The 18,149-nt window shown below is 65.4% G+C and carries 16 protein-coding genes; 8 read left to right on the forward strand and 8 right to left on the reverse strand.

Going from position 1 to position 18,149, the window contains the following annotated elements; all coding sequences use genetic code 11:
- The first annotated feature begins 249 nt into the window (after positions 1 to 249).
- The gene (locus BLQ76_RS20455; protein WP_090677020.1) at positions 250 to 510 is read left to right on the forward strand and encodes an AbrB/MazE/SpoVT family DNA-binding domain-containing protein; all 261 of its coding nucleotides are present in this window, start codon (positions 250 to 252) and stop codon (positions 508 to 510) included.
- Positions 507 to 896: a type II toxin-antitoxin system VapC family toxin gene (locus BLQ76_RS20460; protein WP_170842695.1), complete on the forward strand. Its 390-nt coding sequence runs from the start codon at positions 507 to 509 to the stop codon at positions 894 to 896. The genes BLQ76_RS20455 and BLQ76_RS20460 overlap by 4 nt, the downstream gene beginning before the upstream one ends.
- A gap of 310 nt (positions 897 to 1,206) precedes the next feature.
- On the opposite strand, the gene BLQ76_RS20465 is transcribed toward BLQ76_RS20460, so the two are convergent.
- From BLQ76_RS20465 to BLQ76_RS20475, 3 genes are all read right to left on the reverse strand, one after another.
- Positions 1,207 to 2,052 (reverse strand): SDR family oxidoreductase, encoded by an 846-nt coding sequence (locus tag BLQ76_RS20465; protein WP_090677022.1) that lies wholly within the window; start codon positions 2,050 to 2,052, stop codon positions 1,207 to 1,209.
- 379 nt (positions 2,053 to 2,431) lie between these two features.
- A complete protein-coding gene (locus BLQ76_RS20470; RefSeq protein WP_090677023.1) occupies positions 2,432 to 3,343 on the reverse strand; it encodes a VOC family protein in 912 nt (303 codons plus the stop codon).
- A 65-nt stretch (positions 3,344 to 3,408) separates the two neighbouring features.
- Positions 3,409 to 3,840, reverse strand: a complete 432-nt coding sequence (locus BLQ76_RS20475; protein ID WP_090677079.1) for a DoxX family protein — start codon at positions 3,838 to 3,840, stop codon at positions 3,409 to 3,411.
- 97 nt (positions 3,841 to 3,937) lie between these two features.
- On the opposite strand from BLQ76_RS20475, the gene BLQ76_RS20480 reads away from it, so the two are divergent.
- From BLQ76_RS20480 to BLQ76_RS20490, 3 genes are all read left to right on the forward strand, one after another.
- Positions 3,938 to 4,846: a LysR family transcriptional regulator gene (locus tag BLQ76_RS20480; protein WP_090677024.1), complete on the forward strand. Its 909-nt coding sequence runs from the start codon at positions 3,938 to 3,940 to the stop codon at positions 4,844 to 4,846.
- Between the two features lie 468 nt (positions 4,847 to 5,314).
- Positions 5,315 to 7,102 (forward strand): sensor domain-containing phosphodiesterase, encoded by a 1,788-nt coding sequence (locus BLQ76_RS20485; protein WP_090677026.1) that lies wholly within the window; start codon positions 5,315 to 5,317, stop codon positions 7,100 to 7,102.
- Between the two features lie 106 nt (positions 7,103 to 7,208).
- Positions 7,209 to 8,663 carry a sensor domain-containing diguanylate cyclase gene (locus BLQ76_RS20490; RefSeq protein WP_090677028.1) on the forward strand — a complete coding sequence of 485 codons (1,455 nt, stop codon included), beginning with the start codon at positions 7,209 to 7,211 and terminating at the stop codon, positions 8,661 to 8,663.
- 254 nt (positions 8,664 to 8,917) lie between these two features.
- On the opposite strand, the gene BLQ76_RS20495 is transcribed toward BLQ76_RS20490, so the two are convergent.
- Positions 8,918 to 11,305 (reverse strand): bifunctional diguanylate cyclase/phosphodiesterase, encoded by a 2,388-nt coding sequence (locus BLQ76_RS20495; protein WP_090677030.1) that lies wholly within the window; start codon positions 11,303 to 11,305, stop codon positions 8,918 to 8,920.
- A 303-nt stretch (positions 11,306 to 11,608) separates the two neighbouring features.
- Between BLQ76_RS20495 and BLQ76_RS20500 the strand changes: the two genes are divergently transcribed.
- Both BLQ76_RS20500 and BLQ76_RS20505 read left to right on the forward strand, forming a co-directional pair.
- The gene (locus tag BLQ76_RS20500; RefSeq protein WP_090677033.1) at positions 11,609 to 13,384 is read left to right on the forward strand and encodes a methyl-accepting chemotaxis protein; all 1,776 of its coding nucleotides are present in this window, start codon (positions 11,609 to 11,611) and stop codon (positions 13,382 to 13,384) included.
- 84 nt (positions 13,385 to 13,468) lie between these two features.
- Positions 13,469 to 14,554, forward strand: a complete 1,086-nt coding sequence (locus BLQ76_RS20505) for a GGDEF domain-containing protein (protein ID WP_090677034.1) — start codon at positions 13,469 to 13,471, stop codon at positions 14,552 to 14,554.
- A 174-nt stretch (positions 14,555 to 14,728) separates the two neighbouring features.
- On the opposite strand, the gene BLQ76_RS20510 is transcribed toward BLQ76_RS20505, so the two are convergent.
- Together BLQ76_RS20510 and BLQ76_RS20515 are read right to left on the reverse strand one after the other, a co-directional pair.
- Positions 14,729 to 15,109, reverse strand: coding sequence for a hypothetical protein (locus BLQ76_RS20510; RefSeq protein ID WP_090677036.1), 381 nt, complete (start codon positions 15,107 to 15,109; stop codon positions 14,729 to 14,731).
- A complete protein-coding gene (locus BLQ76_RS20515; RefSeq protein WP_090677037.1) occupies positions 15,094 to 15,471 on the reverse strand; it encodes a hypothetical protein in 378 nt (125 codons plus the stop codon). Before BLQ76_RS20515 ends, BLQ76_RS20510 begins: the two co-directional genes overlap by 16 nt.
- Before the next feature lie 399 nt (positions 15,472 to 15,870).
- Here BLQ76_RS20515 and BLQ76_RS20520 point away from each other — a divergent pair, with 399 nt between their 5' ends.
- Positions 15,871 to 16,191 (forward strand): hypothetical protein, encoded by a 321-nt coding sequence (locus BLQ76_RS20520; protein ID WP_090677039.1) that lies wholly within the window; start codon positions 15,871 to 15,873, stop codon positions 16,189 to 16,191.
- A gap of 136 nt (positions 16,192 to 16,327) precedes the next feature.
- On the opposite strand, the gene BLQ76_RS20525 is transcribed toward BLQ76_RS20520, so the two are convergent.
- Positions 16,328 to 17,284 (reverse strand): tyrosine-type recombinase/integrase, encoded by a 957-nt coding sequence (locus tag BLQ76_RS20525; RefSeq protein WP_090677040.1) that lies wholly within the window; start codon positions 17,282 to 17,284, stop codon positions 16,328 to 16,330.
- Positions 17,281 to 18,045, reverse strand: a complete 765-nt coding sequence (locus tag BLQ76_RS20530; protein ID WP_139184079.1) for a hypothetical protein — start codon at positions 18,043 to 18,045, stop codon at positions 17,281 to 17,283. Before BLQ76_RS20530 ends, BLQ76_RS20525 begins: the two co-directional genes overlap by 4 nt.
- Positions 18,046 to 18,149: the final 104 nt, after the last annotated feature.

The following is an 18,149-nucleotide window of genomic DNA, read 5'->3' on the forward strand; positions in this document are numbered from 1 at the left end:
CGATTTCGTACCAAAAGGGTGGCTCGGACGGTCGACTTGTACCAGAACCCAGAACCGACCGCTACGGTACGGTTGGCAGCGTTCCATCCTACTGCCCCGTAGCGGTATACCGATCTAGCGCATCAACGGTGCGTCCTTGATCGCATTGTGACATATGAGACGACAGTACCCTTCCAGCTTTGTGATTTCATGCCGTTCGTGCCATCAACGGGTAAATGCCATTCCGATCATAGGCACCGAGGTTCCTTCATGTCCGCAGTCGACACCGTGACCGATGTTCGCGTCAGTGCGAACGGACGAATGGTCCTACCGCTCGCCGTGCGCAAGGCGATGGGTCTGTCCGGGGAGGCGCGCGTGATCGTAACCGTGGAGGGCGACGAGGTGCGCCTGTCGCCGATCAAGCATGTGGTGACGCGCCTGCAAGGGCTCTACCGCGAGCACGCCACCAACGACGCCGATACGGACGCCTTCCTGGAGGAGCGTCGCCAGGACGAGGGTGCGGAACGTTGAGCGCGCGCATCGTCTTCGACACCTCGGCCGTGATCGCGCTTTTGCGCGACGAGGCTGGTGCCGAGAAGGTCGCCCCCTTCGTCGGTCAAGCCGCCATGTCGGCGGTGAACCTTCAAGAGCTGGTCAAGGGCCTGCTTACGCGTGGCCTCGCGCTAGCGGTCATTGAGGAGATCGTCTCGGACCTGCGCCTGGAGATCCACGATCACGACCGCGCGGCCGCGTTCGCGGCGGCCGCCCTCGTCGAGGCGACGAAGGAGCATGGCAGTGGCCTGGGCGATCGCTCCTGCATGGCGCTCGCCATCCAGCTCGGCATCCCGGTCCTGACGGCCGACAAGGCGTGGGGGAAGGTGAAGGTCGAAGGGTTGCGGGTCGAGACGGTCCGATAGGGGTGGTTAGCGGTCTGTCAGCTTTGCGTCAGTGTTAAACCAAAGCTGCCGTCTAGCCGGCGCCGCCGCGTCGATGACGCTGCCGTAGAGGCCCGCCCGTTTCAGCGGCGATGCGCTCACCGATGCCTTCGCCGGGGTCCGCACCAGGCGGCGGACCGACGCGCCTCGGTCCGACAGGAGGTGGCCGATCCGTCCGCCCACATGAGCCGTTGCGCCGGCTACCAAGTAGCCTTCGCTCGTCTCCCTTTTCCGCTCGCTGTGGATGGTACCGGGTCCGGTCAAGACCGGGCCCGGTACCGCTGGAGTTGCGTCAGCCAATCGCCGCCTTCACGGAGGTGGCGAGCGGGGTGGTCGGGCGGCCGATGAGCTTCGACAACTGACGTCCGTCGTCGAACAGCGCGCCCCGCGAGGCGGCTACGTCCCACCCGGCGACCGCCTCGGCAAAGAAGTCTGGCAGGCCGAAGCCCTTGAGGGCGGCGGCGTAATCGGCCTGCGGCAAGTTCTTGTAGGGAATGTCGCGGCCGCTCTGGCGGGAGATCTCGGCCGCGAGTTCGGGCAGCGTCCAGGCCGTGTCGCCGGCCAGCTCGTAGGCCTTGCCGGCGTGGCCGTCCTGCGTGGCGGCGACGGCAGCCGCCTCGGCGTAGTCGGCGCGGGCCGCCGACGACACGCGGGCGTCACCCGCACTGCCGATCAAGGCCCCACCCTGAAGGGCACCGGGCACCGAGCCCATATAGTTCTCGGTGTACCAGCCGTTGCGGAGCACGGTCACCGGCAGGCCGGAGGCGGCAAGGTCGCGCTCGGTTTCGACATGCTCGGCCGCAAGGTCAAGCGACGACGTGTCGGCATGAAGGAGGCTCGTGTAGACGATGCGACCGACCCCGGCTGCCTTGGCGGCCTCGATTACGTTGTGGTGCTGCACAGCACGCTGCCCGATCTCGCTCGATGAGATCAGGACGAGCGTGTCGACGCCCGACAGCGCGGCTCCCAGCGTTACTGGCCGAGCATAGTCGAAGGCGCGGGTCTCGAGGCCGAGGTCGGCTGCCTTCTCGGGCGAGCGGACGAGTGCGACGATCTCGCCGGCTGAGGTCTTGGCCTTCAGGCTCTCGACGACGAGGCGGCCAAGTTGGCCGTTGGCACCTGTGACGGCGATGGTCATGGGACAGTCCTTCCTGTTGTGGTTGGCGTTGGCGAGGAAACTGGCGAAGGGGACGAGCGATCAGCCGCCGTAGCGCGTCATCACCATCGTGTCGGGCTCGATCAGCGGCATGAACTCGCCGGCCGCGGTCGCATTCGCGAAGCTGTTCATCGAGGCTTGGGCGTCGTCGACCGAGTGTTAGTGCACGATGGTCGCCCAGCTTCGGTCGGCGTCCGGTGGTGACTTGCGGCTCAGTAAGCCCGGCTGCTTGGCGACATGCCGGAGCTGGCCGCGGTCGCGACCGCGACGGTCGACAGCACCGCGGCGGTAGCGAGGGAGACGATAAGTTTCATCCGCGTTCTCCTTGCACTTTGGGGGGCCGGGTTGAGCCTGAGGTTGCTCAAGCCGCCGTAATGACGAGACGGGTCCCCCAGGGGTCGACGACCTCCAGGCGCGGATTCGACGTGTCCAAGGAACCGGGCTGCCCGCGCTCGCGGACGGCGGAGAGAGCTTGCGGCTCGGCGAGGAGATGGACTTCGGAGAGCCCCGTGGTCCGGCCGGGCCGCACGCCTGCGCCCCGGCTGTTCCAGACGTTGGTGCCGATGTGATGGTGGTAGCCGCCTGACCCCAGGAATGTGGCGCCGGGATAGTGACAGGCGACGTCGAAGCCGAGCATGCCGGCGTAGAACGCCTCGGCCTTGGCCAGGTCGCCGACCTGAAGGTGCACGTGGCCGACGATCGTGCCCTCCGGCATCCCTTGGAAAGCGGCTCCGTCTGCCTCGGCCATGAGGCTGGCCACGTCGAGCCTCTTCGTCGCCATCTCGACGAACCCGGCTGCATCGAGCGTCCACTCCTCGCTGGGCCTGTCGCGGTAGACCTCGATGCCGTTGCCCTCCGGGTCGGACAGGTAGACTGCCTCGCTCACAAGGTGGTCCGACGCTCCCTCGAGGGGGGCTTGGATCTCGGAAGCGTGCCGGAGCCAGCCGGCGAGAGCCGCGCGGTTCGGCAACAGGAATGCGGTGTGGAACAGGCCGGCATCGCGACGGTCGGCAGGGCTTGCCTCTGGGTCGCGGCGCAGTTCTAGTAGGGTCCGGCCCGCCACGCCCAGCTTGTGGCGGCCGGCGAGCAGTTCCACGGGACGCAGGCCGACCACGTCCTGGTAGAAGCGGCTGACGCGGTCGAGATCGCGCACGTTCAGCGTCACGCTGGCAATGCGGACCGGGGCATCGGCGGAGGTAATGCCCGAAGGCACGGCGGTGGCCGCGGGAAGTCCGAGCGTGTTCGCGCCCACGACGGTTGCGATGGTGGACATGACAGTGCGCCTTGTCAGCTTGGTGGATCGGATCGGTTCGTGGGGAGGATCGGACGTGGGTTCGATCAGCGGATCGAGGGGGTCGCGACGACGGAGGCCCTGCCCGAGGGGCGCAGTGCATGGGCGCCGTCACCGATCAGCGCCTGCACCACCAGCGCGAGGGCCCAGAAAGCCGGATACTCCCAACCCCCGTTCGGGTTGCTGAAGAAGAAGCCGTTGGCGCCGTGCACGGTCACGATGGTGCCGAGGATCAGAGGGACGAGTGCGAGCGCCACGACCCTGGTGTGGATCCCGAGGATCAACGCCAACCCGCCAAGGGCCTCGGCAACCATGACCACGTAGGCCAGTGCGGGTGGCAGCCCGATCGAGCCAAAGAAGCCTGCCGTGCCGGCGGGCGTGAAGACGAACAGTTTCAGTCCGAGATGGGCAAGAAACAGAAAGCCGAGAGCGACGCGCAGAAGCGCGGCACCGTACTCGGTGGAGGTGGGACGGTTCATGGCGGTCGCTCCTTGTTGCATGTAGAAGCTATCCATTCCGCCTGAAGTTGATAATGCTTTATCCGTAGCAATCACCTTCAACTGAGATTGGGAGATCATGGCGGATCGACTGACCGGAATCGAGGTGTTCGTCACGGCGCTGCGGCTGGGCGGCCTGTCGGCGGCCGCGCGCAGCATGGGCATGTCGCCGGCCATGGCGGCGCGCCATCTCGCCGACCTGGAAGCGCGGTTGGGCACCACGCTCGTGAACCGGACCACGCGGCGCCTGTCGCTCACCGAAGCGGGGGCGGATTACCTCGACCGCGCCGAGCGCTTACTCGCGGACCTTCGGGAAGCCGACGCGGAGGCGTCGGCCCGTTCCGTGTCGATCGAGGGCCTGCTGCGGGTGGCGGCGCCCGCGACCTTCGGCGTCATGCACTTGGCCGGCCTCGTCCCCGAGTTCAGGAAGCGTCATCCTCGCGTAACGGTCGAGTTCGGCTTCAGCGACCGTTACGTCGACCTTCTGGAGGAGCGCTGGGACGTTGCGGTCCGGATCGGGCGCCTGGCCGACAGCAGCCTCCTTGCGCGACGTCTTGCCCCGATGCACCTCGCCGTCTCAGCGTCCCCGAAGTATCTCGCCGACCGGGGCACGCCGCGCGTCGTGGCCGAGCTAATCAATCATGATTGCCTCGGCTACACCTTCGCCAGCGGGGTAGGCACGTCCACCTGGAACTTTGGGCCGGACGGCGCGATCCGTGTTCCGGTCCGCGGCAGCCTGCACGCCAACAACGGCGAGGGGCTGGTTCGGGCAGCCGCAGCGGGCCTTGGTCTCGTATACGGTCCGCGCTTCATTGCCGCCGAAGCGCTACGCAATGGCGCGCTGGTCGAGGTGACCCTGGACGTGCCGCTGATGGACCTGGGCGCGGTTGCCGTCATCACCCACCCCAATCGCCGGCCTGCCGCCAAAACGAGAGCCTGGATCGACTATTTGGTCGGCGTTGTCCCAGCCATGGCCACCGATTGGTAGGAACAGTCGGACCCGCAAATCGAACGGATCCTGCAAAAGACCGCCATCACGCTCGTCGTCCACCGATCTGGACGAACGACCGCTTCCGGGTGTCCGCGACTGCTCTGTAGATGACTTAGAGGGATCGATAGCGGAGGGCCGGTAGCCCAGCGTTGCGGTCGGTGGCACTACTGGGGTCGACCAGCCAGGTTTCGGTACGCCTTCCGACATCACAGTCCGGCAGATCGCACTGCCAGTAGCGGCATTACGCTTGATCCCTTGATGCTCGCCATTCGGTGTCATCCCGAAAGAGAAGCCGTCAACAAAGCAGGAATCACCCTGTCGGTGAGCCGTTCGTTGTAAGAGAGGTCGAGAACTGAAGGGAACGGCGAAACAATCCGTTGACGCCGTTCCTCGAATTACAACCCCTTCGACGTTGTCGTAAGCTTGTTGCGGTTATCTGGGAGCGACTCGAAGGGACGCACCAGCATGGCAGCCTACATCCAGGACACGATCCGCAACGAAGAAGCGCGTTTGAACGCGCTTCGCGATCTCAACCTTCTGGACACGTCGCCTAGCGATAGCTTCGACCGCCTGACGCGACTTGCGAGCAAGTTGCTCGACGCGCCCGTTTCCACCATCTCGCTGACGGATCGCGACCGCCAGTGGTTCAAGTCGAAGGTGGGAGTGGACATCACAGAGATTCCCCGTAAGCAGGCTCCGTGCAGCTACGCGATCGGTGACAACGGCATCTTCGTCGTGCCCGACCTACAAGCCGATCCGCGGTTCATTGGCAGTCCGCTTGCTCAGGCGGGCATCCGGTTCTACGCGGGCGCGCCGCTCTTTACGCGCCAGGGCTACGGCCTCGGCACCCTCTGCGTCGTGGACGATAAGGTGCGTGAGCTCGACGACGAAGGCCGACAAGTGCTGCGCGATCTTGCAGGCATGGTGATGAGCCAGATCGAGCTCAGCAGCACCATCGGCCGTTCCGACGCAGTCACAGGCCTGCCGAACCAACATCAGATGTTCGAAGATATTGAGGATCTCGCCCGTCTTCATCCGGGTGAGACCGCGACAGGGTTGATGTTCGATCTCGTGTCCCAAAGGCAGTCGAATCAGGGACAGCGGGTGCTGGGCTCCAGTTTTACCGAGGCCCTCGTTCGCGGCGGTGCGTCGCGCCTGCGCCAGAACCTGGGCAATTCGTCTCGGCTCTACCACGTCGGTCCCACGAGGCTGGCAGTCTTGGTCACGCCAGAGTTCGGGGGCGACCCTGACGCCCTGATCCATTCCCTGGCAAACCTTCTCCGCGCGCCCGTTGAATGCGACGGCATCCCGGTGACGCCGACCTTGGCTGTCGGGTCCTGCCTCTTCCAGCTTGACGAACTATCCCCCCGCGATGCGTTAAGGCGGATGCTGAATGCCGTCGAGGACGCGGCGCTGTCCGAAAACGGCTACGCCGATTATTCGCCAGGACACGACCTTCGTCATGCCCGCAGCTTCATGCTGCTCAATGACTTTCGGGCGGCACTGGAGACACCAGGCCAGCTCCGCCTCGACTACCAGCCTCGTGTCGATCTCGCTAGCGGAGCGTGCAGTGGCGTCGAGGCCCTTCTGCGTTGGACCCATCCGCAGCTTGGCCCGGTCCCGCCCTTCGACTTCATCCCTGATGTCGAGCAGACGGCCTTCGCGAAGCCTTTGACGGAATGGGTGGCCCGGACCGCCCTTGCGCAGATCGTGGAATGGCGGGCAAAGGGCATCGATCTCAAGGTCTCGATCAACGTCTCGGCGCGGAACCTCGACGAGCCGGACTTTGCCGAACGCATGCTCGAGCTTATCCGGGTTGCAGGGGCAGATCCTGCGATGCTGGAGCTGGAGTTCACCGAAAGCGCGGTCGCAAGGAACGGCACGCTTGTCGTTCGTCAGCTTCAGGCGATGCGCGATGCAGGCATCACCATTGCGATCGACGACTTCGGGAGTGGCTACAGCAATCTCTCCTACCTTCAGAAGCTCCCGGCCTCGATCCTGAAGGTAGACCGGACATTCATCGCCGAGCTGGAGACGTCGGAGCGCGACCAAACGCTGGTGCGATCCGTTATCGAGATGGCCCACCAGCTCGGCTACCGGGTGGTTGCGGAAGGTATCGAGACGCAGGAAACCTATGACCTCGTACGGTCCTGGGGATGTGCTGAAGGGCAGGGCTACCTCATGGCAAAGCCAATGACTGCGGCAACGCTCACAGAATGGCTATCGCCGAGGTGTCTCTCCGCAGTGGCCTGATAAAGGGCGGGAGCTGACGCTGACGCAGGCTTAATCAATGCCCCGTTAGAGGCGAAGGGCGGGGCTTGGTTCATTCCGCTGATTCCCGATGGCTTCAAGGACATCCATGACGGACAACCAGCGCGAATCGTTGCGCCAGAAGGCTCTGGCGGAAATCGCCCTTCTCGACACGCCGCCCGAGCGCGAGTTCGATGCGTTGGCGAGGCTTGCGCAGCGCATGTTGGGCACAAGCATGTCATCGGTGACATTGATCGACCCCGAGAGGCAGTGGTTCAAGGCGCGTTGCGGGCCGCTTGCGCCTTGGACGGAGCGCGGGCCTGCCCTGTGCACCGCCGTGTTTGAGAGCGAAGCCCCGGTGACGGTGTCGGACGCGAGCCTCGATCCGCGATTTGGGGACAGCCGGTTCGTGACAGGCGAGCCGCATATCCGCTTCTATGCCGGGGTGCCGGTCGGCGTGCGTCAGGCGAACGGTGACAACGTGACGATCGGCACGCTCTGCGTCCTTGACGACAAGCCGCGCGAGCCGACCGACGAGGACCTGACTGTCCTGTCCGAACTGGCCTGCCTTGCAGAGGCTTTGATCGAAGCGCGGGCCGTCGCGTTGTGGGCGGCCGAAGCCGCCGAGCGGCAGCGCCTTGCGGTGGAGCGACTGGAGCGCGAGCGCCGGCAGTTCAAGCAGGCCGAGCACATGGCGGACATGGGCTCGTGGCGCTACGACATCGCTTCGAACACGACGTCCTGGTCGGACGGGGTCTTCGCCATTCATGAGTTGCCAATCAGCGCTGGCGTGCCAACCGCCGAGATCCTGAACTTCTTCCCGGAACCCGATCGCACGGCGTTTCTGGATGCCGTCATGCGGACGCTCAATACGGGTGAGCCGTTCGAGATGGATACCGACTTCATGACCGCAAAGGGACGGTGGCGGCGTGTGCGCGTTTCCTGCGAGATCGAGTTGTCCAAGGGTCAGCCGGTCGCCTTGATCGGCGTGATCCAGGATGTCAGCGATCGTCATCTGATGGAGGAAACGCTGCGGCGCCAAGCCCGGACCGACAGTCTGACCGGGCTTGCCAACCGAGCCGAATTCTATCGCGTGCTCGACGCACGCCTACGCGAAGCCCGCTCTGCTGGCAACGAGCTTGCGGTGCTCCTCATCGATCTCGACAGGTTCAAGGGCGTCAACGACGCGCTCGGCCATGCGGCAGGTGACGACGTGCTGCGGAAGGTCGCCGATCGTCTCCGTCAGCCCTGCTACGAGGGTTGGTTCTCTGGTCGCTTGGGGGGCGACGAGTTTGCGATCGTCGTGCCCACTAGTTTCGACCACCGAAGACTTTCGCCCATGATCGACCGCTTGCTGCGCGATCTCGACATCCTCACGTCCATGGCAGGGCATATCGCTCGCGTCACTGGAACGGTAGGGATCGCCTGGTCGGGCACGACGGATGGCGACGGCGACACGCTGCTTCGTCAAGCAGATGCGGCTCTTTACACAGCCAAGCGGGCCCGCAAGGGAACGGCGCAGACCTATATATCCAGTAGTTTCATTGACGGGCTTACAGGGTAGGCCAGACCTGGGTCGGCTTCTGGGATGCCGAGAATGAGGCTGAGAATGGCTCGGCAGGGCCGGATGCGGATGGACCGCGTCCGGGTGTCCGCTTCTCCGGCGCCGATTGGCCCAACCGGGTGGTTTGCCGACAGTCCGCTTTCGGTGCATGGGAGCAGAAAACGGACGTAGCGTTCATCGATCGCAGGATGTCGGATGGACGGCATAGGCTGAGCATTTCGGTATAGCAGCTCAGCCTTGCTTGCTAAGTTTGCCTATGCGATGAGCCGCTTGTCGCAACGACGTGATTGCGTTCCGCAAAGCGCCTCGAACGCTGCGAACCGCATCGGCTTGCCGAACAGGTAGCCTTGCGCTTCGGCAACGCGTCCGCGCAGACGATCCGCCTGACCCGGTGTCTCGATGCCTTCCGCGATGACGTCGAGCCGGCAGCCTTGCGCCATGCGCACGATCGCATCGACGATGCCCTGGTCCTTCTCGTCCGTCTCGATGTCGCGAATGAACGATCGGTCGATCTTCAGTCGGGTGATGGGAAGCGTCTTGAGCATCGTCAGCGACGCGAAGCCGGTTCCGAAGTCGTCGAAGGCGATGGCCACGTCCATGGCGCGCAGACGGGACAGGTTGGCCTCGATCACCCGCTCGTTGCGCAGGACGATGTTCTCGGTGATCTCGAGCTCCAGCGCGCTCGCGGGCAGACCTGTCGCTCGAAGGACGTCCTCGACCTGCTGGACGAAGCCGGGGGCCCGCAGCTGCGCGGCGAACAGGTTCACACCGATGCGAAAGTCGGCTTGTCCGGCGTTGCGCAACCGCATGGCGTCCCGGCAGGCCGTCCGCAGGATCCAGTCGCCGACCGGCAAAGCCAGATGGCCGGCTTCCAGGACCGACAGGAAGGCTGCCGGCGACAGCACGCCCACGTAAGGGTAGTTCCAGCGGATCAACGCTTCCGCACCGACGATGCGGCCATCGTCCAGCGCGACCTGCGGCTGGTAGTAGAGCTCGAAGTGCCGCCCGTCCCACGCTTCCTGCAGGTCCTCGGCAACGCCGCGTCGGTCGTTCGAAGCCTGTCGCAGTTCGGGTGTGAACAATCTGACGCGCGCCCGGCCGTTCGCCTTCGCGTCGTAGAGCGCAAGGTCCGCGCCAGCCAGCAGATCCGCTACGCCGATGGGCTCGACCTGCGAAGGCATGACCCCGACGCTGGCCGAGATGTGAGCGATCTGGTGCTCGACCGTGATCGGCTCCTCGATCGCCTCGATGATGCGTTGGGCGACCGCCGTCGCCCGCAACGGGTCCGCGCTGCCATGCAGCAGGACGGCGAACTCGTCGCCGCCCAGGCGAGCCACGAGGTGCGGGGGCTCGATCAGGGTCCGCACGCGCTCGGCCACCACGCGCAGGACCGCGTCGCCGCCCGCATGGCCGAGCGCGTCGTTGACGCCCTTGAAGCCATCCAGATCGACGACGAGAAGCGAGAAGGGCGAGCCGTCCGCCAGGTTCCGCGCCACCAGCTCGGCAAGCGTGTCGTGGAAGAGGGGACGGTTGGCGAGGCCCGTCAACGCATCCGAGAAGGCGAGCGTGCGGATGCGCGCCTCGCTGCGCAGGCGCTCTCGCTGGTCGCGAAAGGCGATGACGGTCTGCAGGCGTCCCGCCAGCCGCACGTCGCTGCGCAACACGCGAACGGGCACGAGGTCGCCGAAGACCGACAGGAGATCGGCATCGGTCTCCTCGCGCTCGGGCAGGCTCAGGCAGTCGAGCTTGGGCAGAAGCGTGCCGAGCGTCATGCCCGTCAGCTCGGCCCGCCGGAAACCCGACAGCTTGGCGAGGCTGTCGTTGGCGGTGATGATCCGCTCTCCCTCGCAGATCGCGAGACCCTCCAGCGCGAGGTTGGCGAGTTCTCCGAGGCGCATGCGTTCGGTGCGCAGCTTGGCCTTGGCGTTGAGGGTCAGTCGCACGCCGACAACGGCAATCGACAGAAGACCGAACGACACGATCGCGACGATCGGGGCCAGATGCTCGGGCGCGACCGTCCATGCGGGAAGCGGGACGCGGGGGTCGAACTGCAGGGTCATCGCGGCCATGCCCCCCAGATGCAGGATGCCGATGCCGGATACCAGCAAGGGCGCGCCCATCAGGTTGACCATCCGCTTGCGCTCGACGGACGCCAGCGTCGCCAGCCCGAACAAGGGCAGACTGATCAGGATGGTCGTCGCGACGAGTTCATGGTCCCAGTAAACATAGCCGCGCACGACGTAGGCCGCCTGACCGACATAGTGGAGGACCGTGACGCCGAGGCCGATCACGACACCGCCGCCAAAGCGTCGCCAGCGCTCGCGCCGTCCCAGCGTCAGCATCAGTCCGGCCCCGATGCCGAGGATGGCCAGCACGAGCGAGAGCACTGTTGTGACGGGCTCGAAGCCGGACTGCATGCCGGGCTGGAAGGCGAGCAGGGCCACCATGTGGGTGGCCCAGGCCGTGCAGCCGGAGGCGACGAGCGACAGGACAGCCCATTTGCGCCGCGCCGCGCCTTCGCACCGTCCTGCCTGCCGGGCAACCGAGAACGATCCGTGCACGCCGATCACGCAGACGATGGCCGCCAGCGTCAGCAAGGTCGGATCGTTCAGGACGCCAAGGCAGGTGAGTAGCAGATCCACGCAGGATACCTCCCGCACGGAACGGTAAGGAGCCGGGGTTAAGAACTCGACCGCGAAGGCCTCTCACATCGTCTGCCAGATCTATATTGTCTGTTCATGATCCTGATCGATGTATCGCGCGGATGCCAGCTGCAATTCATGCGGGTGACACTCACAACCGATAATGATTGGCAAGCGAACTAACCAAATACGAACTGTTATTGATGCGAGCGAAGTCTGAGGGTGACTACGTAGCGGAGCCGGTCACAACAGCCCCTGCCACGCCATAACGCGTCCAACTAGTCGCGTTCTGGATTCCCTCACATGCGTTTCACCATCAAGACCAAGCTAGCCCTCAGCTTCGGTGCCGTCCTCTTCCTGTCAGCTGCCGCCGGCGTGTTCGGTATCCGCAGTCTTCAGTCCACCAACGACGTCTTGACTGACTTCGCCGAGCGGCCCTTCCAGCAAGTGCAGTCGATCGAGGTCATGCAAGTCGAACTGCAGGTCGCCCGGCGATCCATCCTGCGGGCGATGCTTGCAACCGATGCCACCGAATTGGCTCCCATCCGCCAAGGCTACGACGACGCCTGGGCGAATAGCGATCAGCAGCTGCAGCGCTATCTCAGCGCCGTCCAGAGCGCGAGCGGCAAGGCGGAGGTGGCGGACCTTGCGCCTCTGCTGCAGACGACGAAAGCCATCACCGACCAAGCCTTCGATCTGGCGGCGAAGGCTCGACTCACGCCAGGACGAGATGCCTCGAACCAAACGCAGGCTGAGGTAGGTACTGCCAACTGGGGCGCGGATGCGCTGGCCTTCATCAATGACCAGCAGATCCCGGCTGCCACCAAGGCAAGCGATCGTCTGACTCAGCTCCACGAGCGAGCGCAGGGGCGGGCCGCAAGCTTCCTTGCCGAGGCTGCGGCCACCTATAGCTGGACGCGTACGCTTCTGATCGCGCTTGTGGCGGGGGCCTTCTCCATCGGCGTCCTGGCCGCGTGGTTCCTGGCCCGATCCGTCCTTCGCGGCTTGTCTGTCGTGGGTGAGAACGTCAGCCGCATCGGATCGGGCGACATCTCGCATCGGATCGTCCACAAGCGTCGTGACGAGATCGGCGACCTCCTGACCGAGCTTTGCCAGATGCGACTGCATTTGAACGAGATCGTCGGCGACGTCCGTGCATCGGCCGCTCAGGTCGCGTCGGGCTCGACGCAGTCGGCCGCCACGGCCGACCAGCTGTCGTCCGGTTCGACGGAGCAGGCGGCCGCCAGCGAGGAAGCGTCGGCTGCGATCGAGGAGATGACGGCAAACGTTCGTCAGAATGCCGACAATGCCGGCCAGACCGAGAAGATCGCAACGCAGGCGGCATCGCGAGCCGAGAAGACGGGGGGCGCCGTGTCGGCGTCCGTTGGCGCGATGCGGACGATCGCAGAGCGCATTCAGGTCATCCAGGAGATCGCCCGTCAGACCGACCTTCTTGCCCTCAACGCGGCGATCGAAGCGGCTCGTGCTGGGGTCCACGGGAAGGGCTTTGCCGTTGTAGCCTCCGAGGTGCGCAAGCTTGCCGAGCGGAGCCAGGGGGCTGCTACGGAGATCGGGCAGCTCTCGCAGGAGACGCTGGTGGCATCGGAAGAGGCCGGGCGAATGCTGGACGCCTTGGTTCCCGACATCAACCGCACGGCGGAACTTGTCTCCGAGATCTCGGCGGCCTGCCGTGAGCAATCGGTCGGCATCGAGCAGATCAACCAAGCCATTCAACAGTTGGATCAGGTCACGCAAGCCAATGCCGGGGCGGCCAACGAGATGGCGGCAACCTCGGGCCAACTGTCGGAGGAGGCAGCGCGGCTGAACGAGCGGGCTGGCTTCTTCACCTTGGAGGAGACCAAGAACGCTTCCGTCACTCCGGTACAGTCACGCCCTCCGATCTCCGTCACGCCGCTTTCTAACCGTCCGGTCCATGCCATGCAGGAGCGGGCAGCGCAGTTCGCTTCCTCGAGCCATGACGGTCGCTCGCCGTCGGGTGCCGTTCAGCCAACCGTTGGTCGCGATCGGGGCTTCGAGCTGCACCTGGCGGATGAGGGGTTCGAGCGTATGAGCGGCTGACGAAGTTCGGCTGCGTATGTGGGATGGGAACGGACCGTTAAGTCGGGCTGCGTAGTTTCCCATGACGTCGGGGAAGACTTTGGTATGACGCGCACGAACATACCAGCCTACCGAGACCTACCCGACGATGTGGTCGCCGACCTGACGGCCCGCATGTACGAGTCGCGCACCGGCGTCCGGTGGATGGTCCTCATCGCCGTCGCGCCGACGGTTGCAGCCGTCCACCAGTCGCCGTCCCGCGCATTGATCCTCAGCGCGATTGCTGTCTGGCTCGCCTGCATCGTTCGGATTGCTGTCGCCGAGACCTACGAGTGGCTCGGTGACCGATCGCAGTCGAGGCCCAACCAGATCCGTTGGCAAACGGCCTACGGCATCGGCGGCATTGGCCTCTCGGTCGCGTTCGCCGCGTTCACTGCTCTTGTGATCCTTGGCGGCGACTCGCCGATGCTGAATTGGGCGCTCGCGACCGCAGTGGGCATGGCGTATGGCCCGATTCCCTACGTCGCCCTGCAGCCCAAGGTGGGATATCCGCAAACGACAATCCCGCTGGCCGTGCCGGCAATCTTTCTGACGACGTTGAACGATACCACCAGCACGTATCTCGCCGTCTCGATGATTGTCGGCATCGTATCGGTGCTGGGACACTGCCGTCTGCAGTACGCACGAGCGGTCGAGGCGTTGCTGGACCGTCGCTCCGTCGATCGGCTCGCGACGACGGATCCTCTGACCGGCCTTTGGAACCGCCGTCAGCTCGAAGCGGTCGTGCGGCAGGCGCTTCAGGAGAAGCTCGATGGTCTCCACTGGCTCGGCATCGATCTCGATCGGTTCAAGTCCGTCAACGACACGTTGGGGCACGAGTCGGGGGACCTGGTCTTGCGTGCCGCGGCGCAACGAATCACGGTGATCGCAGGAGACGACGCGTTCGTGGCGCGGGTCGGCGGGGACGAGTTCGTCGTGCTTCTGTCCGGCGATCGCCATCGGGCCCGCATGGTGTCCGAGCGGATCTCGGACGCGCTGGGAACATCGATCACTGTACCGCAGGGGACCGCTCGCATCGGCGCGAGCGTGGGCGTCACGGCGATCTGTCCGCACGACACGATCGACGGGATCGCCCGCCGCGCAGACGAGCGCATGTATGCTCACAAGGCTGGAATGAGGGCGGCCGCTTGAACCAGTATCCGTGTCATCACGATCCCAGACACCTGGAATGTCCGGTTTGGGGAAAGTGTTGAAACGCCGGAGGTGTCTGAGTTGGGTCGAAACCAGTCCAACGGCGCCCCGCGAGTTCAGCGGATCAACGAATGCTCAAGCGAGGGACAATCGGGGTCCAGCCTGTGATCGGCTTCAGAAGGGCATTAGGGTGTCGGTCAGCGCCATGTGCCCGACCAGTCCGATGGGAGGTCCGAAGGCCGCGAGGAAGTGCGTCCACCGAACGACGCGGACGACCGTCCGTGTCCACTTCCAACCGCGCCTGCGGGCCTGCCACTCGACCAGCCCGCAGACGAGTATGGACGGGACATACGTCATGGCTGCGAAGTAGCCGACGATCCACCAAGCCATGTACGCGTCGCCCGGGTCGAGGCTGCCTGGGATGGCAACCGCCAGCATGAGGCCGGCAACAGGCAGGCTGAGGAGCGCGACGTAGGGGATGCCGTCGAGCATGGCGCGCAGCCCATCCAGGATCTCCCTGCGGGTAGCGACGGGGACCATCAGAACGGCTGCCATGCCGGTGGCAGGGCGATCGAGGCGAAGAGCGCGCCGATCGGCCCGTACACCGCCAGGAAGTGCGCCCAGCGGAACAGGCGGACGCCGATGCGGAGCCGCCACCAGCCGCGTCGTCGCGACAACCACTCGACCAGTGCGCAGACGGCCATGGACGGCGCGTAGAGGACGGTCGCGATCATACCCCGAGTCCACCAGATCTCGTAGACGCTGTCGGGGTTCGACACGCCTGGCGTACCCAGCGCCCATGCGCCGAACACGAACGGAAGGGCCAGCAGCACGAGGTAGGGAACGAGGTCCAGCGCGTCGCCGAGGCTGCGCAGGACGTCCCGAGGGCGCCACATGAACCGATCGGGCAGCGTCATGCGTCCGCCCTCCGTCCGTCACCCTTACAGTTCATGACTGCGCCATCTGCGGCTGGAGTACGAACCTCCCGGCACGTGGGCGTCTGGCGGTCCTCCAGTACCCTGCCGGGCCAGTATGCCCGGATCCAGGTGCATCTTTCGGTACCGTAGTGACGGGCTGCCGGTCGCTCATGCCGTGCCCTCCCGCCCGCTTGAGGCGCATCAGCCATGCGCGTCTGGGACTGCCTTGCGCCAGCCGCGTGCCGCATAAGGGATAGGCATTGTTCCTCCCAGATTGATGCATAGCCTAGCCCGCTCGGTCCTCCCCCGCAGCGGGCTTTTTCTTGTCCGGTCGCGGCTATCGTCAGCCTTGGGTCATCCCGCCATGATGGATGCGGGTCCATCCAGAGACCCGATCCCATGACGAACCGCTACATCCCCAACGAAGCGGCCTGCCCGGTCGATCTGGAGCTTCTAGGCCTTCTGCTGCGATCGCCCGAGAAGCGCGTCGCCGAGGTGGTGGATGCGCAGGAACCGTCCCGGCGTGCGGCCCTGGCTGCGTTCTGTTTCGGGCGCGCTCACATGCGCGACTTGGCCGTTCAGATCGCGCGCCGATGCAGCGCGGAGACGTTGCGTCGGCATGGCGGGTTGGTTGGCGAGTTGCTGATCGAGCAGATTGACGCCGAACCCGTGAGGGCGCGCAACGGCCGTCGCGCCATCACCCTCGCACGATCCGCCTGACGCCGGCGCGGACGCCGACCGCGTTCGTCGCCATCGAACCCGATCCGAGCCGCGTCGCGAGCGAGATGCCGACGCACGGCTGCACCAGTAGCGGAAATCCTACGCCGAACGATCTGCCGCTGAACGTCAGCCAACCTCAAATCAGCACGCGCTCGACCTCGTCCAGCGTCACCGCGTCCGAACGCCGATCGTAGAGCTGTGTGTTCCGGGTCGACGAGTGGTTCGCCATGGCGGCCGCCTTCTCGATCGTGCCCCCGTTCTTGAGATACGCCGTGATGCCGGTGGCCCGGAACGTGTGGTTGCCGATGCGCGTGCTGATGCCGGCACCGATCGCGCGGCGCTGGATCATCGCATAGGCGTTGGCCTGGGGCAGGGGGGTGCGCGTCAGCTGCCCTGTGCCGCGCCCGATCGTGCGAAACAACGGACCCTTGCGGTCCTCCGCGATCCCGGTCCCCTCCATGTAGGCATGAAGGTAGGCTTCCAGATTGTGGTGGCAGGGCATCTCGTGCCGCTTGCCGCCCTTCTCGTGCAGGCGCACCCATAGGCGTCGGTTCTGGACGTAGGCATCCTCGACACGCATGCCGAGCGCGGCCCCGATCCGGGCGAAGGAGTAAACCATCAGCCCGATCAGCGCCCGATCGCGCAGGCCTACTGGCGTTGAGACATCGATCGCGTCCAGAAGCTGGCGCGCCTCGTGGGGATCCAGCACCGGCGTCTTGCCGCGTCGCACGCTGTGCGAGGGGCCGCGCACGGAGGCCGCCGGGTTCACCGGCACGACCTGGCCGACCACCAGCCAGTCGAACAGCATGCGGACCGCGGCGAGGCGCTGCTTGGCCGTCGGCGCCGATCGTGCCTGGGTCAGCTCCTCGATGTAGCCGGCGACGTGCAGTGGTTGGACGGCCGCGATCGAGGCGACACCGTGCGCCTCGCACCAGCTGAGGAATTCGCCGACGGCACGCCCATAGGCGCGCCGGGTATTGGGGTTGCGGATGTGCGAGGCGAAGAACTCGAGGAAGCGCACCGAGGCGCGCTCACCCGCTGCATCGACGAGGGGCGAGACGTCGAACCTGCCGATCGTCGCGAGAGCGGTCATCGCGGCGCGTCCGCTGCCGCAAGGAAGCGCCGCAACGCGGCTTTGTCCTCGGCGACCAACGCGACGTAGGATGTCGGATAGTCCGCCTGACACTCGCGCGAAACCCGCCCCGCCGGGAAGAGCGGCAGAAGGCTACGGAACGCCGGATTGAAGCGGCGCTTGGGCCATCCGGTCTGCTCGTGCAGCGTGCGAGCGTGTCCGGTGTCGCCAGCCAGCATAAGTTGCGCGACCTCCACCGCGTCCGCATCCGTGTCCCAGCCCATCAGCTGCGCGTCGAGCTGCCGGTAGGTGTCCTCTTCGATCGCGATGCTCCAGGCGCCGATCCGGTCGAAGCTGCGAACGAGGCCAAGGGATTTCAGATCATAGACGGCGTCCTCGACCACCTGCTCGGCCTCGTCGGGGAACAGGGCGCAGAGATCCTCGCGATCGTAGAACTCCATGCCGAGACCATCGGGGCAGTCCTGGACGAGGCGCGCGATCAGCTGCGCGGGCAGGCCGGTGATCGTCTGCTTCGGCGCCAGCAGGTCCTCGTGCCGATCGAGCTGCTCGCCATGCTCGTTCACGCGGTCGGTGGTGGCCGCTTCCCAGCTCGCGCGCTCCTGCGCCGTCTTCGACGGATGGGTGGTCTGGTAGAGGCGGGCGAAGGCACCGGTGACGGGGTTGGTGCCAGCGGCCGCTTCGATCAGCGCTCTGGCGGCGTCGCGTTTGGGATGGGCGCCGGGCGCGACGAGGGGTGCCTTCGGGTCGGTCGGATCGGTCATCGCACGGTACACCCCTGAGCGTCTGATAAAGGACATTATCATATATATGAGTCGTGGCGAAGCGGTCAGCTTCGCTTGAACGCGAGCTCAGAGGAGGCTACGCG

The organism is Aureimonas jatrophae, from assembly GCF_900104035.1.
GTDB lineage: Bacteria > Pseudomonadota > Alphaproteobacteria > Rhizobiales > Rhizobiaceae > Aureimonas > Aureimonas jatrophae.

Excerpts from the sequence above, each read along its gene's own strand:
- BLQ76_RS20465 (WP_090677022.1), bottom strand. The coding sequence starts at position 2,052 with ATGACCATCGCCGTCACAGGTGCCAACGGCCAACTTGGCCGCCTCGTC.
- BLQ76_RS20475 (WP_090677079.1), bottom strand. The coding sequence starts at position 3,840 with ATGAACCGTCCCACCTCCACCGAGTACGGTGCCGCGCTTCTGCGCGTC.
- BLQ76_RS20455 (WP_090677020.1), top strand. The coding sequence starts at position 250 with ATGTCCGCAGTCGACACCGTGACCGATGTTCGCGTCAGTGCGAACGGA.
- BLQ76_RS20505 (WP_090677034.1), top strand. The coding sequence starts at position 13,469 with ATGACGCGCACGAACATACCAGCCTACCGAGACCTACCCGACGATGTG.
- BLQ76_RS20470 (WP_090677023.1), bottom strand. The coding sequence starts at position 3,343 with ATGTCCACCATCGCAACCGTCGTGGGCGCGAACACGCTCGGACTTCCC.
- BLQ76_RS20530 (WP_139184079.1), bottom strand. The coding sequence starts at position 18,045 with ATGACCGATCCGACCGACCCGAAGGCACCCCTCGTCGCGCCCGGCGCC.
- BLQ76_RS20525 (WP_090677040.1), bottom strand. The coding sequence starts at position 17,284 with ATGACCGCTCTCGCGACGATCGGCAGGTTCGACGTCTCGCCCCTCGTC.
- BLQ76_RS20520 (WP_090677039.1), top strand. The coding sequence starts at position 15,871 with ATGACGAACCGCTACATCCCCAACGAAGCGGCCTGCCCGGTCGATCTG.
- BLQ76_RS20515 (WP_090677037.1), bottom strand. The coding sequence starts at position 15,471 with ATGACGCTGCCCGATCGGTTCATGTGGCGCCCTCGGGACGTCCTGCGC.
- BLQ76_RS20485 (WP_090677026.1), top strand. The coding sequence starts at position 5,315 with ATGGCAGCCTACATCCAGGACACGATCCGCAACGAAGAAGCGCGTTTG.
- BLQ76_RS20480 (WP_090677024.1), top strand. The coding sequence starts at position 3,938 with ATGGCGGATCGACTGACCGGAATCGAGGTGTTCGTCACGGCGCTGCGG.
- BLQ76_RS20510 (WP_090677036.1), bottom strand. The coding sequence starts at position 15,109 with ATGGCAGCCGTTCTGATGGTCCCCGTCGCTACCCGCAGGGAGATCCTG.
- BLQ76_RS20490 (WP_090677028.1), top strand. The coding sequence starts at position 7,209 with ATGACGGACAACCAGCGCGAATCGTTGCGCCAGAAGGCTCTGGCGGAA.
- BLQ76_RS20500 (WP_090677033.1), top strand. The coding sequence starts at position 11,609 with ATGCGTTTCACCATCAAGACCAAGCTAGCCCTCAGCTTCGGTGCCGTC.